Origin of the sequence: Pseudomonas sp. NY15364 (genome assembly GCF_048068235.1) — a bacterium.
GTDB lineage: Bacteria > Pseudomonadota > Gammaproteobacteria > Pseudomonadales > Pseudomonadaceae > Aquipseudomonas > Aquipseudomonas mendocina_D.
Genome location: NZ_JBLUPX010000007.1, coordinates 48,184 through 64,846, shown reverse-complemented (window position 1 = coordinate 64,846; position 16,663 = coordinate 48,184). Strand labels below are relative to the sequence as shown.

Below are 16,663 nucleotides of genomic sequence, written 5' to 3'. Positions count from 1 at the left end.
ACATCGAGCCGCAACGAAAAACGCCGCGAACCCTGTATAGGGTTCGCGGCGTTTCGCTATTCGGAGGCAGACGCCTGGCTTGCATATTCCTGGGCCAACCGACCGAGCATCCTCTCGGTGTAGTCGAAGCAGTAGTCCAGTTTCTCGTGCGCCTTGAGATAGTCCACGGCGGAACGGAGCGACATGTCGCTCAGACATTTCTCGACCAGAGCGCTACTAATCGGCAACCCTTCCTCAGGCATATCGGGTATGCGCTCGCGGACGAAATCAGCGCTGGTGGCCAGTCGATTGGCATCGACGGCAAAGGCCCATTCACGCATGCTCGCGTCATGCAGCGTACCGCCACGGTCCCAGCCGTCAGCGAAGCGATTCGCTTCGCCACAACCGGCGCTCAGCATCAGTACAACGGCAACAGAGGCACCGCGTAACGCATTCCTGCACATGGCGCTACCACGCTTCAAACTCACCGCTTGTCCGCATCGTCCGGCTTGTTCAAGTCCATCACCGTCTGCGCCGGGGTCTGCAAAGGCTCTTCCGGCTTGCTCTCGGCAGTGACTACGGGCGCTTGCGGCGCACTCGCCGCTTCGCTGGGCGCGTCCTTCTTGCGCAGGCCGATGCGCTTGAACAGCCAACCGCCCAGCACCACCGGGATGAACCAGAACTTCTTCAGCAGTACCAGCAACAGCGCCAGCAAACCGGTCTTGGCCGCTACCTTGCCAGCCACCAGCGCACCCAGGCCGTAGGCCGCCACGGTGTCCAGATCCGGGTCGAATTCGGCATAGCGCTGGCCGGGGTTGAAATCGGTCGCAGCCAATACGGCCGGTACATTGGCTTCGATTTCCGCCAGTTGGTCCATGTTGGCGACGAAGTTCAACACCAGCACACCCTTACGGCCGAGCACACGGATGTTGTAGTTCAGGGTGTTGGTCTCACTGTCACCGAACTTCAGTTCCTTGGCCCAATGCAGCTTCTTGCCTTCGGCATCGTAGCGTGGCGCTGCGGCCCAGCCGACCAGTTGTACCGGCTCGTAACCGTTCTCTTCACGCCAGGTGTTGGCCTCGCGCATGTCGGCCTGCATGTCCTTGAGCATGTCGCCATAGTCGATGTCAGCGGCGTCCTCGTCGGACACGTAGCCACTGTCTTCATATTCGACGGTCACACCCCAGGATTCATCGGCCAACGGCGACACACCGGCCGGCAGGATCATGCCCAGCGGAGGGACGTCATCCGGCGGGTTGCCCCAAGCGTCGACCAGCAGGCGCTGGGCATTCTCACCGTCGAGAAACACCAGCGAATCGGGCAGGTTGAGGGTGGCAAGGTCATTGCCCAGGACAATGCGGCCGCTCTTGAACTCAAGGCTGGCGACGAATTCTTCCGGGCTGATGTACTGCGCCGAATCATCGCTCTCGCTGACGTCCTCGCTGACCGCAGCGCTATCTGGCGCGGTCTCGGGGTTGGCGTAGGCAGCACAGGTAAATGGCAGGACAGCAGCCAGCGCGGCTGCCAGGATCGAATCCTTGATCGACATGGAAACTCCAGTAACACGAGATAGGGATAAATGTAACGCCGTATTACATTAACACGCCCTGCCTCGTGCCCAGGCGAACCAGTGCACTTTTTGTGGCATTTGATCCCAGGCAACCAACCGCCGGATCAGCGCAAAACACGCCCGGCGCTCGCCTGTCGTCAGTGCCAGTGCCGTTGCTGCGCTCGCCGGGTGCGGCCCGCTCCGAACAGCCAGCCGCACAGCACCACCAGCACCTCGACCAACCAGGCCAACAGCAAGGCGCTGATCACACCCCAGAGAATTGCATCCGGGGTGAACAGCACCTGGTAGCGGTAAGCCTTCAGGGTTTCCTGGAACAGCTCATGATCGGCGCCAGTGGCCAGGTGCCAGGCCTGGGCGTACCAGGGCCCCTGCATGGCCTGCCATTCGCGCTCGAGCAAGGCCGAGCGCTGCACCAGATGCCCCACGCTGTTGGCGTCGCTGCGCATCACCGGGTCATCGCTTACGCGGTAGTGCGCCACCAGCGCATCCATGTCGCCCTTGAAGAACTTCTGGGCGGTTTCCTGAAACCCCTTGAGACTCTGTTGCGATTCCAGGCGGTGCGCTTCGACCCGCTTGGCATAGTCATCGATGAAGCCCGGCACCTGTACGCCAAGCAACAGGCCGAAGGCGAACAGCGTCAGACGCAGGTAGCTTCTAAGCATGGGATCAGGCCTTGCCGTGAGTGATGCATTCGCCGCGTCGCCACAGGCGCCATTCGCCCGGCTGGTACAGCGACCACTGCTCGTTCTCGGTCAACGGCTCGGTGGCGATCACCGTGACCACATCATTGGGTGTGGTTTCCGACTGGAAATCCACCTTCAGGTCGGCGTCCTTGAGTTGCGCGGGGCCGAACGGCGCGCGCCGGGTAATATGCGCCAGCTTGGTCGAGCAGAAGCTGAACAGCCAATCGCCGTCGCTGAGCAGGCAGTTGAATACGCCAAGCTGACGATAGCTGGCACACGCCGCTACCAGCACCGGCAGGAGCATTTCCACCGATACCGGCTCGGGAAAGGCGCGACGCACGCGGTTGAGCAGGTCGCAGAACGCCGCCTCGCTGTCGGTCTCGCCTATCGGTCGGTAGAAACTGGTAGCGCCCTGCAGGCCGGCCAGTTGCCCGTTGTGTGCGAAACACCAGTTACGCCCCCACAGCTCGCGGCTGAAAGGATGAGTGTTGACCAGGCAAACCTTGCCGACGTTGGCCTGACGAATGTGGCCGATCACCACCTCGCTCTTGATCGGGTAGCGCTGCACCAACTGCGCCACCTCGGACTCACTGCTCGCCCGCGGGTCCTGAAACAGACGCAGGCCGCGCCCTTCATAGAAGCCGATGCCCCAGCCATCGCGATGCGGGCCGGTGCGGCCACCACGCTGCATCAGCCCGGTGAAACTGAACACGATATCGGTGGGTACATTGGCGCTCATGCCGAGCAATTCGCACATCGAATCAATTCTCCTTGCCGAGGATCAGACGCAGACGATCGGCTTCATCTTGCAGACGCGCTTCGATTCGCTTGCGGCCCATTGGCAGAAAACGCACCAGCAATCGCCAGAGCAGCGCCGGCAGGTCGCCTGGCTGGCGTGGAATCAGGTGTAAATGAAGGTGGGGCACGTGCTGATTGGAATCTGGGCCATCGTTGATCAGCAGGTTGATGCCGTTCTTGCCAAAGCCCGCCTCGCGCAGCGCGGCGGCGATACGCTCGGCCAGCGTCAGCAGACGTTCACGCACCGGTGGCGGCAGATCTCGTAGAAATGGCGCATGCAGACGACTGACGATCAGCACATGGGCCGGCCGCATCGGGAAGATATCCAGCAGCACGATGAAGTCATCGTCCTCATATAGGCGATGAGCGGGCAGCCGTTGCTCGGCAATGGCACAAAACACGCAATCCATCAGGCCTCCCTTGCACAAGGCCATCATGCTGAACGCCTGGGCCGGCAGGCGCAAGGGGTCAGATCAAATACGCGGTTCCATACGACCCGAACGATCACGTCCGTAGTCGCGGACTGGCAGGTCTTCGTCTTCTTCCATGCGTTCGCGCAAGGTACGCGGATCTTCGTCGGCTTCGGCCACCTGCTCGCCCTTGCGGCCCTTCCACCAGCGCTCGATGGGCCAGCGCACGGCGACGAACAGCAGGTATACGGCCAGCGCAATGAGACTGTAGAGCGCGAGATCGGCGACAGCACGCCAGGCGTTGTTGCCGACCTTGAGCAACACGTCCATGGCGGTGACCGCAAGGGCCGGCGCAAACAGTTCACGCGTCGGGTCGACAATGGTCGGGCTGAACAGCAGCACGGCCACCAGCACGGCGAGCGGTTCGCGCAGGTAGCGCCACATCCAGCTGGTCAGGCGCATCCACACCAACAGGCAACCCAGGGCAGCAATCCCGTAGGCCGCCCAGGCCATGAGGTAGTCGTTTTCATTCATCATAAGCAGGCGCCGGCGTGGCAGGTCTGGCAAAGGGGCGCTTATGATAACGGCTTTTGCCCAATGCGGCGCCCCCGCCGTCGTCCTCTCGTTATCTGGAGCTACGTCATGTCCTCTGCCCCCATCGCCCACCAGGAAAGCGGCAAAGATCCCTATCGCTGGCTGGAAAACCGCGACAGCGATGAGGTCCTGGCGCACCTGCAGGCAGAAAACGCCTACCTGGATGCCGTGCTGGAACCGCAACGAGCCCTGCGCGAGCAACTGTTCGAGGAGATCAAGGGGCGCATCCGCGAGACTGACCTGTCGCTGCCAACGCCCTGGGGCGACTACCTCTATTACCAGCGCACCACGGCCGGTGACGAGTATCCACGGCACTACCGCTGCCGTCGCCCAGCCGATGATTCGCTGCAGGTGGACGCGGCCAGCGAAACGCTGCTGCTCGACCCCAACGCGCTGGCCGACGGCGGTTTTCTTTCCGTCGGGGCTTTCAGCATCAGCCCCGACCAGCAGCGCCTGGCCTACAGCCTCGACAGCAGCGGCGACGAGATCTACCGCCTGTTCGTCAAGGAGCTCGCCAGCGGCGAAATCAGCGAACTGCCCTTCGACGACTGCGACGGCAGCATGACCTGGGCCAATGACAGCCAGACGCTGTTCTTTACCGAACTGGACGAGACCCATCGCCCCTACAAGCTCTACCGTCACTGCCTAGGTGACAGCACTGCGCAGGCCGTATTCGAGGAAGAGGATGGCCGCTTCTTTCTGCATTGCTACCGCTCCAGCTCCGAGCGCCAGCTGATTTTGCAACTGGGCAGCAAAACCACCAGCGAAGTCTGGGTGCTCGATGCGCAGCAGCCACAGGGCGATTTCAATTGCCTGGCTCCGCGCGAGGAAGGCCATGAATACGACGTCGATCACGGCATGCTGGACGGCCAGTGGTGCTGGCTGATCCGCAGCAACCAGAGTGGCATCAACTTCGCGCTCTACCGCGCCACTGAGGCCAAGCCGCAGCGCCCGCATTGGCAACAGATTCGCGCTCACGACCCGCAGGTGATGCTCGAGGGCGCCACACTGAACCAACGTGCGCTTACCCTTGCGCTACGTGAGGGCGGCCTGCCGATCCTCGAAGTGCAGCCACAGGGGCAGGCGCCCTATCGCGTGCAGTTGCCGGATGCGGCCTACAGCCTCTACTTGCAGGACAGCCTAGAATTCCACAGCCCGGTAATCCGCCTGCGCTACGAAGCGCTGAACCGTCCCGCGCAGGTACGTCAGCTGGAGTTGGCCACGGGTGAACAGCAGGTACTCAAGCAGACGCCGGTAGAAGGCCCGTTCGATGCCGACGCCTATGAAAGTCGCCGTCTCTGGGCCAGCGCGGCCGACGGTACGCAGATCCCGATCAGCCTGGTAGCACGCCGCGAGGTGTTCGCTGCCGGCAAACCGGCGCCGCTCTATCTCTATGGTTACGGCGCCTACGGGGCGAGCCTCGACCCCTGGTTCTCCCATGCGCGCCTGAGCCTGCTGGAACGCGGTTTCGTCTTCGCAATCGCGCACATACGCGGCGGCGGCGAGATGGGCGAAGCCTGGTACCGCGCCGGCAAACTCGAACACAAACAGAACACTTTCGACGATTTCATCGCCAGCGCCGAGCGCCTGATCGCCGAAGGCCTGACCACCACTTCACAGCTGGCGATCAGCGGCGGCAGCGCAGGCGGTCTGCTGATTGGCGCCGTACTCAACCAGCGCCCCGAGCTATTCGCCGCCGCCATCGCCGAAGTGCCGTTCGTCGATGTGCTCAACACCATGCTCAACCCGGACCTGCCGCTGACCGTGACCGAGTACGACGAATGGGGCGATCCGAATCAGCCCGAGGTCTTCGAACGCATCAAGGCGTACGCACCTTACGAGAACGTCCGCGCCCAGACCTACCCGCCCATCCTCGCTGTCGCCGGTTACAACGACAGCCGCGTGCAGTACTGGGAAGCTGCGAAATGGGTGGCGAAACTGCGTCGCGACAAGACCGACGACAACCTGTTGCTGCTCAAGACCGATCTCGGCGCCGGCCATGGAGGCATGAGTGGGCGTTATCAGGGCATCAAGGATGTGGCGTTGGAGTACGCGTTTCTGTTCCGCGTGCTCGGGATCGCACAACCGTAGGAGCGGTTGTGCGGCATTGCGCTTCAGCAGCGAGACAGCAAGCATCGCGGCTGAAGCCGCTCCTACAAAAACCCGATGATCAGTCCTGCTTGCGTTGCCCATCCAGCCCCTGGCTGTTGCGGCGCAGTTGCTCATCCAGTTGCGGAATCGGCTGGTCACCGGTGGATTTCGGTGCAGTCCCTGGGGGAGTTTGTCCTTGGGGCGGCGGTAAAAGGGGCGCCGATCCCTGGCGCTTGATCGTACCGGGTGTGGAAGGCTGGCCGTATGGCTGCGGCGTGGCGGTGCCCGGTGCGCCCGCCCCAGGGGCGGACGGCATGCGCATCGGCTCCTGAGCCCAAGCAAGACTGCCAAGGCTGGAGGCCAGAATCATCACGGCGAACAGAGACAAGCGCATGACATTTCTCCTGTGCAGCTGGCTTTCGTTCTATTCTGGCAACATATCCAGACAAGCGTTCACCTTCGATAACAGGTTCCGCCATGAGCACCAGCAAAAAACCCTATTATCTGTCCGCCCAGGCCGAAGAAGGCTACCGGCAGAAAGCGCTGAAAATGTACCCCCACGTCTGCGGCCGCTGCGCCCGCGAGTTCTCTGGCAAGCGCCTGAGCGAACTGACCGTGCATCACCGCGACCACAACCACCACAACAACCCGGCCGATGGTTCCAACTGGGAGCTGCTGTGCCTGTTCTGTCACGACAACGAACACTCGCGCTATACCGACCAGCAGTACTTCGCCGAAGGCTCCACCGCCAGCCCTCAGGCCGCCAAGTCGACCTACAAGGCCTTCGGCGATCTGGCCAGCCTGCTGAAAAAGGACTAGGGCGTGGCACTCGGCACCGTATAATCGGCGCTTTTGCGAGTGCCACCGTGGCCAACAAGAGATACGCCTGCATCGGCCTGTTCAATCCGAAATCCCCGGAAAACGTCGGTTCCATCATGCGTGCGGCAGGCTGTTATGGCGTCAGTTCGGTGTTCTACACCGGAACCCGCTATGACCGCGCCAAGGACTTCATCACCGATACCAAGAAGGTTCACCAGGATATCCCGCTGATCAATATCGACGATCTGCGCAAGATCCTGCCGCTGGGCTGCACCCCGGTGGCGGTGGAACTGGTCGATGATGCCCGCGCCCTGCCCGCCTATACCCATCCCGACCGGGCGCTATACATCTTCGGCCCGGAGGATGGCTCACTGCAGCAGGAGATTCTCGACTGGTGTGGCGCCGAAGTGGTGTACATCCCGACCCAGGGCTGCATGAACCTGGCCGCGACGGTCAACGTAGTGCTCTACGACCGCTTGACCAAGGGTAACAACACCCGCTCCGGCCCCCTGTTCTGACCACGAAGCGCTAACGCTCAACGCAGCAAACGCGTGTCCAGGGTCTTCGACGGACCGCCGATGACGTTCTCGGTGATGTCGATGAAATCCTTGGTGCTGACCTTGTCCAGGCGCATCAGGCCACGAGTGACGTCATCGAGCGACAGATTGCCCTTTTCCTTGGTCTTCTGCCGAATCTCGCGATCCAGTTCCTGCAACAGCAGCACTGCACGCGCCGTGACCGGGCCACTGGCGTTGTCGGTACGCAGGCTGTTGACCGGTTTGCTCCAGCGAATCAGTTGTTCACGGATTTTCTGATAGCGGTCTTCGCTGATGCCGCCAGCACGGCGCATCAACTCGATGGCGTAGTACTCGGCCAGGCCTTCGGCGATCCAGTCGCTGCGCTCACGGCCATAGATACGGCCGAATACATGCACCAGTTCGTGCACCAGGGAACTGGTGCCGTTCTCGCTGACCAGCGGGCGATCAGCATGCATGAAGTAGGAGTTGGCCGCCGACAGACCGCCGCGCCACATCGGGTCGCCAGCGCCGACGATCAGCAGTTTGTCGGGATCACGTGGGAACACCTGCTGCATCTGCGGCCAGACGAAGGTGAGGAAGGTCATGATATCCATGCGCCGCATGCCCTCGCCGACCGGCGCGGAGATGGCGATTTCGGTATCACCCAGGCGGGTGCGCCGGGTACCCAGCTTGCCAGCGAGCATCCAGCCGGTCGGGCGGTCGAACTTGCGCTGCGGGTTGTCGATACGGAAACGGTTCTTGCCGATACGCGGCCAGCCGGTCTCCACACTTTTCCAGCCCTTGGGCAGGTCGAACTGCAGGCGAGCCACCAGATCGGTCTTGTCCTTCTGATCGAGCTTGGCCGCCGGCACCAGGTCGTCACCGCGAAACAGCGCCCAGTCCTGGGTCATCCGTGCGTCGTAGCGACCGGGCTTGCGCTCGTTGTCGATCAGCACGCGGTAACTCAAAACGCTCTTGCCCTCCCCGGGCTGCCACTTGCCGCGGCCGGCCTGCTCCTGTGACCACTGGCCGTCGGCCTTGAAGTCGCTGAAGCGACCGTCTTCGCCGAGGTTGAAGTCAAGACTGCGCACGCGCTCGCCCTTCTCCAGGGTGATGCTAACTTCAGCCTGATTGCTCTCCGGCAAGAAGCGCACGCGGTAATCCAGATCGACCTTCTGCGTGGCGGCGAAGGCCGGCAGACTCAGAAGCAGCAAAGACGAGTACAACGGCAAGCGAAGGGACATCGAGCGAACTCCTGATGCTGAACGTGGCGGAATATGACAGCTGCGCCACAGGGCAAATTCCATGGACGGCAAACAGAATTGCCATGAAGCCGCGCGGCAATCAACCGGCGCGAAAAATCAGATGATCTTCCCAGTCGTCTTCGGCCACGCTGTTCTCACTGAGCATACGTCCTGATTGGGAAATGCGCTCGGCGTGCACCGCATCCGGGTCGCCGCAGACCAGATGATGCCAGTGCGGCAGGTCCTTGCCTTCGCTGACCAGGCGATAACCACAGGTGGGCGGCAGCCAGCGGAACTGATCGGCCTGCGCCGGGGTGAGCTGAATGCAGTCAGGCACGTGCTTGACCCGATTGGGGTAATCGCTGCAACGGCAGGTTTGCAGGTCCAACAGCTTGCAGGCGATGCGCGTGTAGTAGACGGCGCCGTCGTCTTCGTCCTCGAGCTTCTGCAGGCAGCACAAGCCGCAACCGTCGCACAGCGACTCCCACTCGCGCGGATCGAGCTGGGCGAGTGTCTTGCGTTTCCAGAAGGGTTCGAGGTCGGCAGCCATGGCAGCAGTATGGACTCAAGGGTAAAAAGCGCGGCAGTCTAGCTTGAGCCCCAGCCCTGGCCAAGCGGCGCATGCCGAATGGCGCCATCAGGGATGTATTGTACGAGCCGGTCATCGCCGCTGGCGGGTTGCACCCGCCCTACAGATCTGCACCCGTAGGGCGGGTACAACCCGCCAAGTGCTTCAATAACCGCGGGCGAAATCCACTTCACCCCGTAACTGCTGTCCGACTTGCCAACGCGCCAGGTTGTCGATGAACAACTCGCCCATCAAGGCCGGATCGGTGGGCGCCGAGCTGTGGCCGGTGAGTAGCAAACGCGGCGCCGTCCAGAACGGATGGGTTGGCGGCAGAGGTTCTTCACGGCAGACGTCGATCACGGCTGCGGCCAACTGGTTCTGCTCCAGCGCGGCCACCAGGTCGGCATCGACCACGGCAACGCCACGCCCGGCATTGATCAGCACCGCCTCCGGGCGGAAATGGGCGAGCAGCCGGGCATCGTACAGATCGTGCGTGGCCGGCGTGTCCGGCAGCAGGTTGACCACGTAGTCGGCCCAGGCGACCAACTGCGCCAGTCGATCCATGGCCGCGACCTCGAGAAACGGCATCTGCTCACGCGCCTGGCTGGCAACGCCACGCAACTCCACCCCAAAAGGCTGGAGAAACTCGGCAACGGCCTGACCGATATCACCGCAACCGACCACCAGCACGCGGCGCCCGCGCAGGCTACGTGGCAGGCTGTGATCCCAATGCTGCTCGACCTGCGCCGCCAGGCGGGCGAACAGGCGCCGCTCGTGGGCCAGCATATGGCCGAGCACGTATTCGGCCATTACCTGTCCGAAGATGCCGACCGCACGGGTCAGGCGGTAATCACGCGGCAATCCTTCCGCCAACAGCGGCGTGATGCCGGCCCAGGTCGATTGCAACCACTGCGGCCGCGCGCCGTCGCGCAACAGCGGTGCGAGCAGATCCGGCTGCCCCAGCCACAGGTCGCACTCGCCGGCCTGCTCACGCAGCGATTCGAGCTGCGCACTGGCGACCAACTGCAGGTCGGGGCAGGCGCTACGGATACGCTCGGCGTAGAACGCATGCTCCTCTTCGGCGATCAACAGGCGCATCGGTCACACCGGGTCGTTACGGCGCAAAAGTTCGTCAGGCAGGTGCTCGATGTACTCCTCCTCGGGCGGCGGCATCTGCAGGTGATAGCCCTGCTTCTCGAGGTTCTCCAGCACCTGGGCGATGTCCTCACGGGCCAGCTGACGCTCAGGGCTGAGCACCAGGTCGAAGGCATGCGCGGGCGGGCCGAAGACGCTGAGCAGTCCTTCCGGTACGCGCGCCAGAGCATCGGCCTTGAGTACGTAAAGGTACATCTCGTTCTTGCGCGAACTCTTGTAGATGGAACAGATGCGTTTCACGCGGATTCTCCTTCGGCGGCCAGGCAATCCAACAGCGCCTGGCCCATCAGCTCCCGGCGCCAGCCGCGCAGGGAGTCGGGCAATTGGTACGGGCCATGGGGGAAGCCGGTTTTCAACAGGGCTTCCAGGGTTTTCTTGCGCAGCATCAGCTCAGGGACGATGTCCAGGCGCTCACCTTCTTGCTGGCCGATGACGCGCAATTTCTTCAGCAGCGCAGAGGCTTCGATGGGCAGCGGCTCGGGCAAGGCTTCGGGCCACTGCTCGGGCGGCAGCGCAGCAGCATCACGAATCAGCTGCAGCAGTGTCTCTCCGTCCTGGCGCACGGTTTTCGGGTGCATGTCCTCGATGCGCGCCAGCGTCACCAGGTTATCTGGCTGGGTACGTGCCAGCGGCCACAGCGAATGCTCGCGCAGGATGCGATTACGCGGCTGGTTACGCGCGCGCGCCTCACGCTCGCGCCAGGCGCATAGCGCGCGCAGCACGGCCTGCTGTTGACGCGACAGTTTCCAGGCCAGCTTGGCCTCGCGCCAGGCATCCTCGGGCGCCACTTCACGGCTCAGGTTGGCCACCAGTTCGGCACCATCCTCCAGCACCCACTCGACCTTCTGCGGCGCCAGCCGAGCCATCAGCGCACGGTACACCTCGACCAGATGCAGCACGTCTTCGGCGGCGTAGCGCACCTGCAGTTCGGACAGCGGCCGCTGCAGCCAATCGGAGCGGGTCTCGCCCTTGGGCAGCTCGATATCCAGCAAGGCCTGCACAAGGCGCGAGTAGCCCATGGAGAAACCGAGATTGAGATAACCGGCGGCCAGTTGCGTGTCGAACAGCGGCGTCGGCAGGCTGCCGGTCAGGCGTAGAAAGACTTCCAGGTCTTCACTGCATGAATGCAGCACCTTGACCACTGTAGGCGCCTCAAGCAGCGCGGCGAACGGCCGCCAATCGCTGATGCGCAAGGGGTCGATCAGGTAGGCGCCGTCGCCAGCGCTGACCTGCAGCAACCCGGCGATGGGATAGAAGGTGTCGACGCGCATGAACTCGGTGTCCAACGCGACGAAGGGCTGCGCCTGCCAGGCGGCGCAATGCTCGGCCAGGCTGGCGTCGTCGAGAATCCAGTGAATGTCGTTAGCCACGCGGCTCTCCCGTCTAGAATGCCGCGCAGTATATATGCCCAGGCCAGCGCACGGGGCAGCAGCCTGCCGCCGATAACGGGAACTGTGTAATCTGTGCCGCGCACCACCTCCGACGCGGAAGAACAACAATGCTGAAGAAACTACTTGCCCTGGTCGTCATGCTGCTGGCCGCAGCGGCCAGTTACCTGGCCCTGACGCCCAGCCCGATCGATCCGCTGCCCTGGGATGCCGCGCCCGCCCCGGCGATGACTGGAACACTGGAGCCCAACGACACCCTGATGAAAGCCGAGCTGGTGGCTCGCGGCCAGGTGCATGGCCCGGAAGACACCGCCGTCGACAACCAGGGGCGGGTGTACGCCGGCCTACATGATGGCCGCATCGTTCGCGTGCTGGAAGACGACAGCCTGGAAACCTTCGCCGACACCGGCGGCCGCCCGCTGGGCATGAACTTTGATGCCAACGGCAATCTGATCGTCGCCGATGCCTACAAGGGCCTGCTGAGCATCGACCCGCAGGGTGCGATCAAGGTGCTGACCACCGAGGCTGAAGGCCTGCGTTTCGCCTTCACCGATGACCTGGACATCGCCAGAGACGGCACCATCTACTTCAGCGACGCCTCCTCACGCTTCGAACAGCCGGACTACCTGCTCGATCTGCTCGAGGCACGCCCTCACGGCCGCCTGCTCAGCTATGACCCGGTCAGTGGCGAAACCCGCGTATTGCTGAAAGATCTGTATTTCGCCAATGGCGTGGCGCTGTCGGCGAACGAGGACTTCGTGCTGGTCAACGAAACCTATCGCTATCGCATCACCCGCTACTGGCTCAAGGGCGACAAGGCCGGCCAGCACGACATTTTCATCGACAACCTGCCGGGCCTGCCGGACAACCTCCAGGGCGACCGCAACGGCACCTTCTGGGTGGCCCTGCCGACCCCACGCAAGGCCGATGCCGACTTCCTCCATCGCCACCCCTGGCTCAAGTCGCAAATGGCCAAACTGCCGCGTGCCCTTTGGCCGAAGGCGATCCCTTACGGCTTCGCCATCGCCCTCAACGAGCAAGGCGAGATCGTCCGCAGCCTGCATGACACCAGCGGCACGCACCTGCGCATGGTCACCTCGGTGAAGCCGGTAGGCGACTACCTGTACTTCGGCAGCCTGGACAACGATCACATCGGCAAACTGCAGATTCACTGAGCACACAGCTGCCCGGTTCACTCAAGACCTGGGCAGCCCACTCAGACCTTCTGAGCAATCCAGATGGTGTGCCGCGTACCCCGATTGCCGTGGGCATATACCTGAACCGCCTCGCCCTTGAAGCCGGCCTTGCGCACCTTCTCCGAGAACGCCCAGTCGGCGCTGGATGACCACACCGCCAGCATGCCCTTGGGCCTCAGTGCCTTGGCGCACCGGCGCAGGCCGTCCATGCTGTACAGCCAGTCATTGCCCTTCTGGGTCAGCCCCTCGGGGCCGTTGTCGACGTCCAGCATTATAGCGTCGTAGCACTGCTCGGCGGCCTGCAGCACCTTGGCGACGTCCTCCTGAATGATCACTGCACGCGGGTCATTCAACGGATAACCGGACTTCGCCCCGAGCGGACCACGGTTCCACTCGACCACGCCCGGCACCAGCTCGGCCACCGCTACCTCGGCATCGGCCCCCAAGTGCTGGAGCGCAGACGCCAGGGTGAAGCCCATGCCCAGACCACCGATCAGTACCCGCACCTGCGGCCGGCTCGCAATCTGCTTGCAGGGAATCGCGGCCAGGGCATCTTCCGAACCGTGCATGCGCGTATTCATCAGTTGCCCGCCATCGCCGCCAGCAATCTTGATCACGAAATCTTCGCCGTATTCGAACAGATTGAGCGCACCATCCGTACCGGGGATAGGAGCGGTATCGAGCAGAACGAAGCGTTTCATAGAAGGCGAAGACCTGAGTAGCGAGCGTGAGGGCAGGCAGCATGCCTGAATCGGCCGGGCAACACAGCCCCACCAGAAACGACGAGGCCCCGCGTTCTCACGCGGGGCCTCGAGTCTACTGCGATGGGCTCAGACTACGCCTTGCGCCAGCATCGCATCGGCGACCTTGACGAAGCCGGCTATATTGGCGCCCTTGACGTAGTTGATGCGACCATTCTCTTCGCCATGGTGCACGCAAGCATGGTGAATGTTCTGCATGATGCCGTGCAGACGCTCATCCACCTCTCCGGCGCTCCAGTGCAGGCGCATGGCGTTCTGGCTCATTTCCAGGCCGCTGGTGGCCACGCCACCGGCGTTGGACGCCTTGCCAGGTGCGTAGCAGATGCCGGCCTCGACGAACAGGTCCACCGCTTCCAGGGTCGAAGGCATATTGGCGCCTTCGGCCACGCAGATGCAGCCGCTCTTCAGCAGCGCGCGAGCATCCTCAGCGTCCAGTTCGTTCTGCGTCGCGCAGGGCAAAGCGATATCGCAGGCCAGGCCCCACGGACGCTGCCCGGCGAGGAACTGCAAACCATAGTGCTCAGCCATCTCGCGCAGGCGGCCACGACGCACGTTCTTAAGATCCATCAGGTACAACCACTGCTCATCGCTCAGGCCGCTCTCGGCATAGAGAGTGCCCTCGGAGTCCGACAGCGAAATCACCCGGCCGCCTAATTCCATGACCTTCTGCGCCGCGTACTGGGCAACGTTGCCGGAACCGGAGATGGCCACGCGCTTGTCTTCGAAGCCCTGGTCGATGCGCTTGAGCATCTCCTGGGCGAAATACACGCAACCGTAGCCGGTGGCTTCCGGGCGGATCAGGCTGCCGCCGTAGCTAAGGCCCTTGCCGGTCAGCACCGAGGTGAACTGATTGGACAGGCGCTTGTACTGGCCGAACAGGTAACCGATCTCGCGCCCACCGACGCCGATGTCACCAGCCGGCACATCCAGGTCGGCACCGATATGGCGATACAGCTCGGTCATGAACGACTGGCAGAAGCGCATCACTTCGCCCTCGCTCTTGCCCTTGGGATCGAAGTCCGAACCGCCCTTGCCGCCACCCATGGGCAGCGAGGTCAGCGAATTCTTGAATACCTGTTCGAAAGCCAGGAACTTGAGTACGCCCAGGTTCACCGAGGGATGGAAACGCAGGCCACCCTTGTACGGGCCGATGGCGCTGCTCATCTGGATACGGTAACCACGGTTGACGTGCACCTGACCACGGTCGTCGACCCAGGGTACACGGAACAGGATCGCACGCTCGGGCTCGACCATGCGCTCGAGAATACCGGCATCGCGATAACGCGGATTGGCTTCGAGGAAAGGCCACAGGCTACGCACGACCTCTTCCACCGCCTGGTGGAATTCCGGCTGGTCGGGATCGCGCTGTTTCAGGCGCGCCAGGAAAGAATCAACGGACAACGACATGCGGCACCTCGACACCACAAAGACAAAAGTGGCCGGCACTCTATCAGGCAGCAAAGCACCAAAACAAATCAAAATGTCGCGTTGATGAAACCTTTTAGTGCGCGAACTGCAAATAAAGCCTCTATCGCGCAATTATCTCCACCCAATAACGCACCAAATAATTGCATTCAGCGCACGAACATCGGCCACCCATGATTGGGTCAGCATCAGCGCTGGCGTTACAGCTTTTCCGAATCTGTGTGAGAAGGCTTTTCTTCAAGCGAATCCAATAGCAGGCCAGGCGGTATGATGCCGCAAACCCTGCTACGTAACAGGAGGCTGCATGCCACTCGCTCAACTGATCAGCGCGGAACACCTTCAACAACGTATTGGCCAGAACGACCTGCTGGTGCTGGACTGCCGCTTCGCCCTCGAAGACCCAGCCTATGGGCGCCGCAGCTACGTCGAGGGGCATATCCCGGGCGCGCACTTTCTCGATCTGGAGCAGGACCTGTCCGCCCCGGTGGTCAAGGGCGTAACCGGTCGCCACCCGCTCCCCGACCCGAGTCATCTAGTCGAACGCCTGCGCAGCTGCGGTCTGCGGGGGGATAGCCAGGTCGTTCTGTATGACGACGGTCCCGGTGCTTTCGCCGCACGCGCCTGGTGGTTGCTGCTATGGCTGGGCAAGCGTGATGGTTTGTACCTGCTCGATGGTGGCCTGAAAGCCTGGCGTGAAGCCGGACAGGAACTGACCACCACGCCACCTAACAACACCCCGGGCGATTTCTCCGCGCAACCCGACAGCAGCCTGCTGCTGACTGCCGATCACCTGGCCCAGCACTTGGGCAACCCGGAGCTGACCCTGCTCGACGCGCGGGCACTGCCGCGCTTTCGCGGCGAGGTCGAGCCGCTCGACCCGGTCGCCGGGCATATTCCCGGCGCACGATGCGCCGTATTCACCGACAACCTGGGTAAGGATGGCCGCTTCCTTCCGGCAACGGTACTGCGCGAGCGTTTCGACGAGCTGCGCGGCGAACGCCCGATGGAAAATCTGGTGGCTTACTGCGGCTCGGGGGTCACGGCCTGTCACAACCTCTTCGCCATGAGCCTCGCCGGTTATCCATTGGCGCCGCTCTACGCAGGCTCCTGGAGCGAGTGGATCACCGATCCGACGCGCCCGGTAGCAACGGGTGATTGATCGAAGGTTTTAAGCACCAATCGAAATATGCCCAATAACTCAAATCCAGAATCAATTTAAAAACAGACCTTTACAGCTGAAATATCGCACTAGACTTGAGAATGAGCGGCTAACCCCGCTCCCGGTGGGGCCTTTATCGAAGAGCCCAGACCGTTGAAAAACGTTAGCGAGGCAGGCAAGACAAGGCAAAAACAGCCGAGAAACGGTCGGAATCGCGCTCGATTTTACAAGCGTAAATGAGCATTTCGACTGGGCTCGCACACGAGGCTGTTTTTAACGCAGGATTGCCGACGCACGACTGCATG

The 16,663-nt window shown here is 62.5% G+C and carries 19 protein-coding genes; 5 read left to right on the top strand and 14 right to left on the bottom strand.

Features of this window, described 5'->3' with window-relative positions; genetic code table 11:
• Window positions 1-56: 56 nt before the first annotated feature.
• The 6 genes from ACNFCJ_RS08305 to ACNFCJ_RS08280 all read right to left on the bottom strand — a co-directional run bounded on the left by ACNFCJ_RS08305 (window position 57) and on the right by ACNFCJ_RS08280 (window position 3,977).
• Window positions 57-467: a hypothetical protein gene (locus tag ACNFCJ_RS08305; protein ID WP_416770774.1), complete on the bottom strand. Its 411-nt coding sequence runs from the start codon at window positions 465-467 to the stop codon at window positions 57-59.
• The gene (locus ACNFCJ_RS08300; RefSeq protein WP_416770773.1) at window positions 464-1,528 is read right to left on the bottom strand and encodes a DUF2167 domain-containing protein; all 1,065 of its coding nucleotides are present in this window, start codon (window positions 1,526-1,528) and stop codon (window positions 464-466) included. The genes ACNFCJ_RS08305 and ACNFCJ_RS08300 overlap by 4 nt, the downstream gene beginning before the upstream one ends.
• A 158-nt stretch (window positions 1,529-1,686) precedes the next feature.
• On the bottom strand, window positions 1,687-2,211 hold the full coding sequence (locus ACNFCJ_RS08295) for a DUF2937 family protein (protein ID WP_416770772.1): 525 nt from the start codon (window positions 2,209-2,211) through the stop codon (window positions 1,687-1,689).
• Window positions 2,212-2,215: 4 nt separating this feature from the next.
• Window positions 2,216-2,989: a class II glutamine amidotransferase gene (locus ACNFCJ_RS08290; RefSeq protein WP_296234761.1), complete on the bottom strand. Its 774-nt coding sequence runs from the start codon at window positions 2,987-2,989 to the stop codon at window positions 2,216-2,218.
• 4 nt (window positions 2,990-2,993) lie between these two features.
• On the bottom strand, window positions 2,994-3,440 hold the full coding sequence (locus ACNFCJ_RS08285; RefSeq protein WP_143504185.1) for an HIT family protein: 447 nt from the start codon (window positions 3,438-3,440) through the stop codon (window positions 2,994-2,996).
• Between the two features lie 63 nt (window positions 3,441-3,503).
• Window positions 3,504-3,977 carry an MFS transporter gene (locus ACNFCJ_RS08280; RefSeq protein ID WP_416770770.1) on the bottom strand — a complete coding sequence of 158 codons (474 nt, stop codon included), beginning with the start codon at window positions 3,975-3,977 and terminating at the stop codon, window positions 3,504-3,506.
• Window positions 3,978-4,082: 105 nt separating this feature from the next.
• Between ACNFCJ_RS08280 and ACNFCJ_RS08275 the strand changes: the two genes are divergently transcribed.
• Window positions 4,083-6,125, top strand: a complete 2,043-nt coding sequence (locus ACNFCJ_RS08275) for a S9 family peptidase (protein WP_416770769.1) — start codon at window positions 4,083-4,085, stop codon at window positions 6,123-6,125.
• A 79-nt stretch (window positions 6,126-6,204) separates the two neighbouring features.
• On the opposite strand, the gene ACNFCJ_RS08270 is transcribed toward ACNFCJ_RS08275, so the two are convergent.
• Window positions 6,205-6,519, bottom strand: coding sequence for a hypothetical protein (locus ACNFCJ_RS08270; RefSeq protein ID WP_416770767.1), 315 nt, complete (start codon window positions 6,517-6,519; stop codon window positions 6,205-6,207).
• Window positions 6,520-6,602: 83 nt separating this feature from the next.
• Between ACNFCJ_RS08270 and ACNFCJ_RS08265 the strand changes: the two genes are divergently transcribed.
• Entirely contained in the window at window positions 6,603-6,944 is a 342-nt protein-coding gene (locus ACNFCJ_RS08265; protein ID WP_416770766.1) for a YajD family HNH nuclease, read from the top strand.
• A gap of 47 nt (window positions 6,945-6,991) precedes the next feature.
• Window positions 6,992-7,462, top strand: a complete 471-nt coding sequence (locus tag ACNFCJ_RS08260; RefSeq protein WP_416770765.1) for an RNA methyltransferase — start codon at window positions 6,992-6,994, stop codon at window positions 7,460-7,462.
• A 17-nt stretch (window positions 7,463-7,479) separates the two neighbouring features.
• Here ACNFCJ_RS08260 and ACNFCJ_RS08255 read toward each other — a convergent pair whose 3' ends face one another.
• The 5 genes from ACNFCJ_RS08255 to rnd all read right to left on the bottom strand — a co-directional run bounded on the left by ACNFCJ_RS08255 (window position 7,480) and on the right by rnd (window position 11,799).
• Window positions 7,480-8,706 carry a hypothetical protein gene (locus ACNFCJ_RS08255; protein WP_143504193.1) on the bottom strand — a complete coding sequence of 409 codons (1,227 nt, stop codon included), beginning with the start codon at window positions 8,704-8,706 and terminating at the stop codon, window positions 7,480-7,482.
• A gap of 100 nt (window positions 8,707-8,806) precedes the next feature.
• Window positions 8,807-9,256 carry a YcgN family cysteine cluster protein gene (locus ACNFCJ_RS08250; RefSeq protein ID WP_143504195.1) on the bottom strand — a complete coding sequence of 150 codons (450 nt, stop codon included), beginning with the start codon at window positions 9,254-9,256 and terminating at the stop codon, window positions 8,807-8,809.
• Between the two features lie 183 nt (window positions 9,257-9,439).
• Window positions 9,440-10,372: a D-2-hydroxyacid dehydrogenase gene (locus ACNFCJ_RS08245; RefSeq protein ID WP_416770763.1), complete on the bottom strand. Its 933-nt coding sequence runs from the start codon at window positions 10,370-10,372 to the stop codon at window positions 9,440-9,442.
• A gap of 3 nt (window positions 10,373-10,375) precedes the next feature.
• A complete protein-coding gene (locus ACNFCJ_RS08240; protein WP_099525298.1) occupies window positions 10,376-10,669 on the bottom strand; it encodes a YcgL domain-containing protein in 294 nt (97 codons plus the stop codon).
• Window positions 10,666-11,799 carry a ribonuclease D gene (rnd, locus tag ACNFCJ_RS08235; protein WP_143504202.1) on the bottom strand — a complete coding sequence of 378 codons (1,134 nt, stop codon included), beginning with the start codon at window positions 11,797-11,799 and terminating at the stop codon, window positions 10,666-10,668. Before rnd ends, ACNFCJ_RS08240 begins: the two co-directional genes overlap by 4 nt.
• Before the next feature lie 131 nt (window positions 11,800-11,930).
• Between rnd and ACNFCJ_RS08230 the strand changes: the two genes are divergently transcribed.
• A complete protein-coding gene (locus ACNFCJ_RS08230) occupies window positions 11,931-12,992 on the top strand; it encodes an SMP-30/gluconolactonase/LRE family protein (RefSeq protein ID WP_416770878.1) in 1,062 nt (353 codons plus the stop codon).
• Between the two features lie 41 nt (window positions 12,993-13,033).
• On the opposite strand, the gene ACNFCJ_RS08225 is transcribed toward ACNFCJ_RS08230, so the two are convergent.
• Window positions 13,034-13,714 carry a spermidine synthase gene (locus ACNFCJ_RS08225; protein WP_416770761.1) on the bottom strand — a complete coding sequence of 227 codons (681 nt, stop codon included), beginning with the start codon at window positions 13,712-13,714 and terminating at the stop codon, window positions 13,034-13,036.
• Window positions 13,715-13,843: 129 nt separating this feature from the next.
• Window positions 13,844-15,181: an NADP-specific glutamate dehydrogenase gene (gene gdhA, locus ACNFCJ_RS08220; protein WP_416770759.1), complete on the bottom strand. Its 1,338-nt coding sequence runs from the start codon at window positions 15,179-15,181 to the stop codon at window positions 13,844-13,846.
• Between the two features lie 322 nt (window positions 15,182-15,503).
• On the opposite strand from gdhA, the gene ACNFCJ_RS08215 reads away from it, so the two are divergent.
• A complete protein-coding gene (locus tag ACNFCJ_RS08215; protein ID WP_143504210.1) occupies window positions 15,504-16,358 on the top strand; it encodes a sulfurtransferase in 855 nt (284 codons plus the stop codon).
• The last annotated feature ends 305 nt before the right edge of the window (window positions 16,359-16,663 follow it).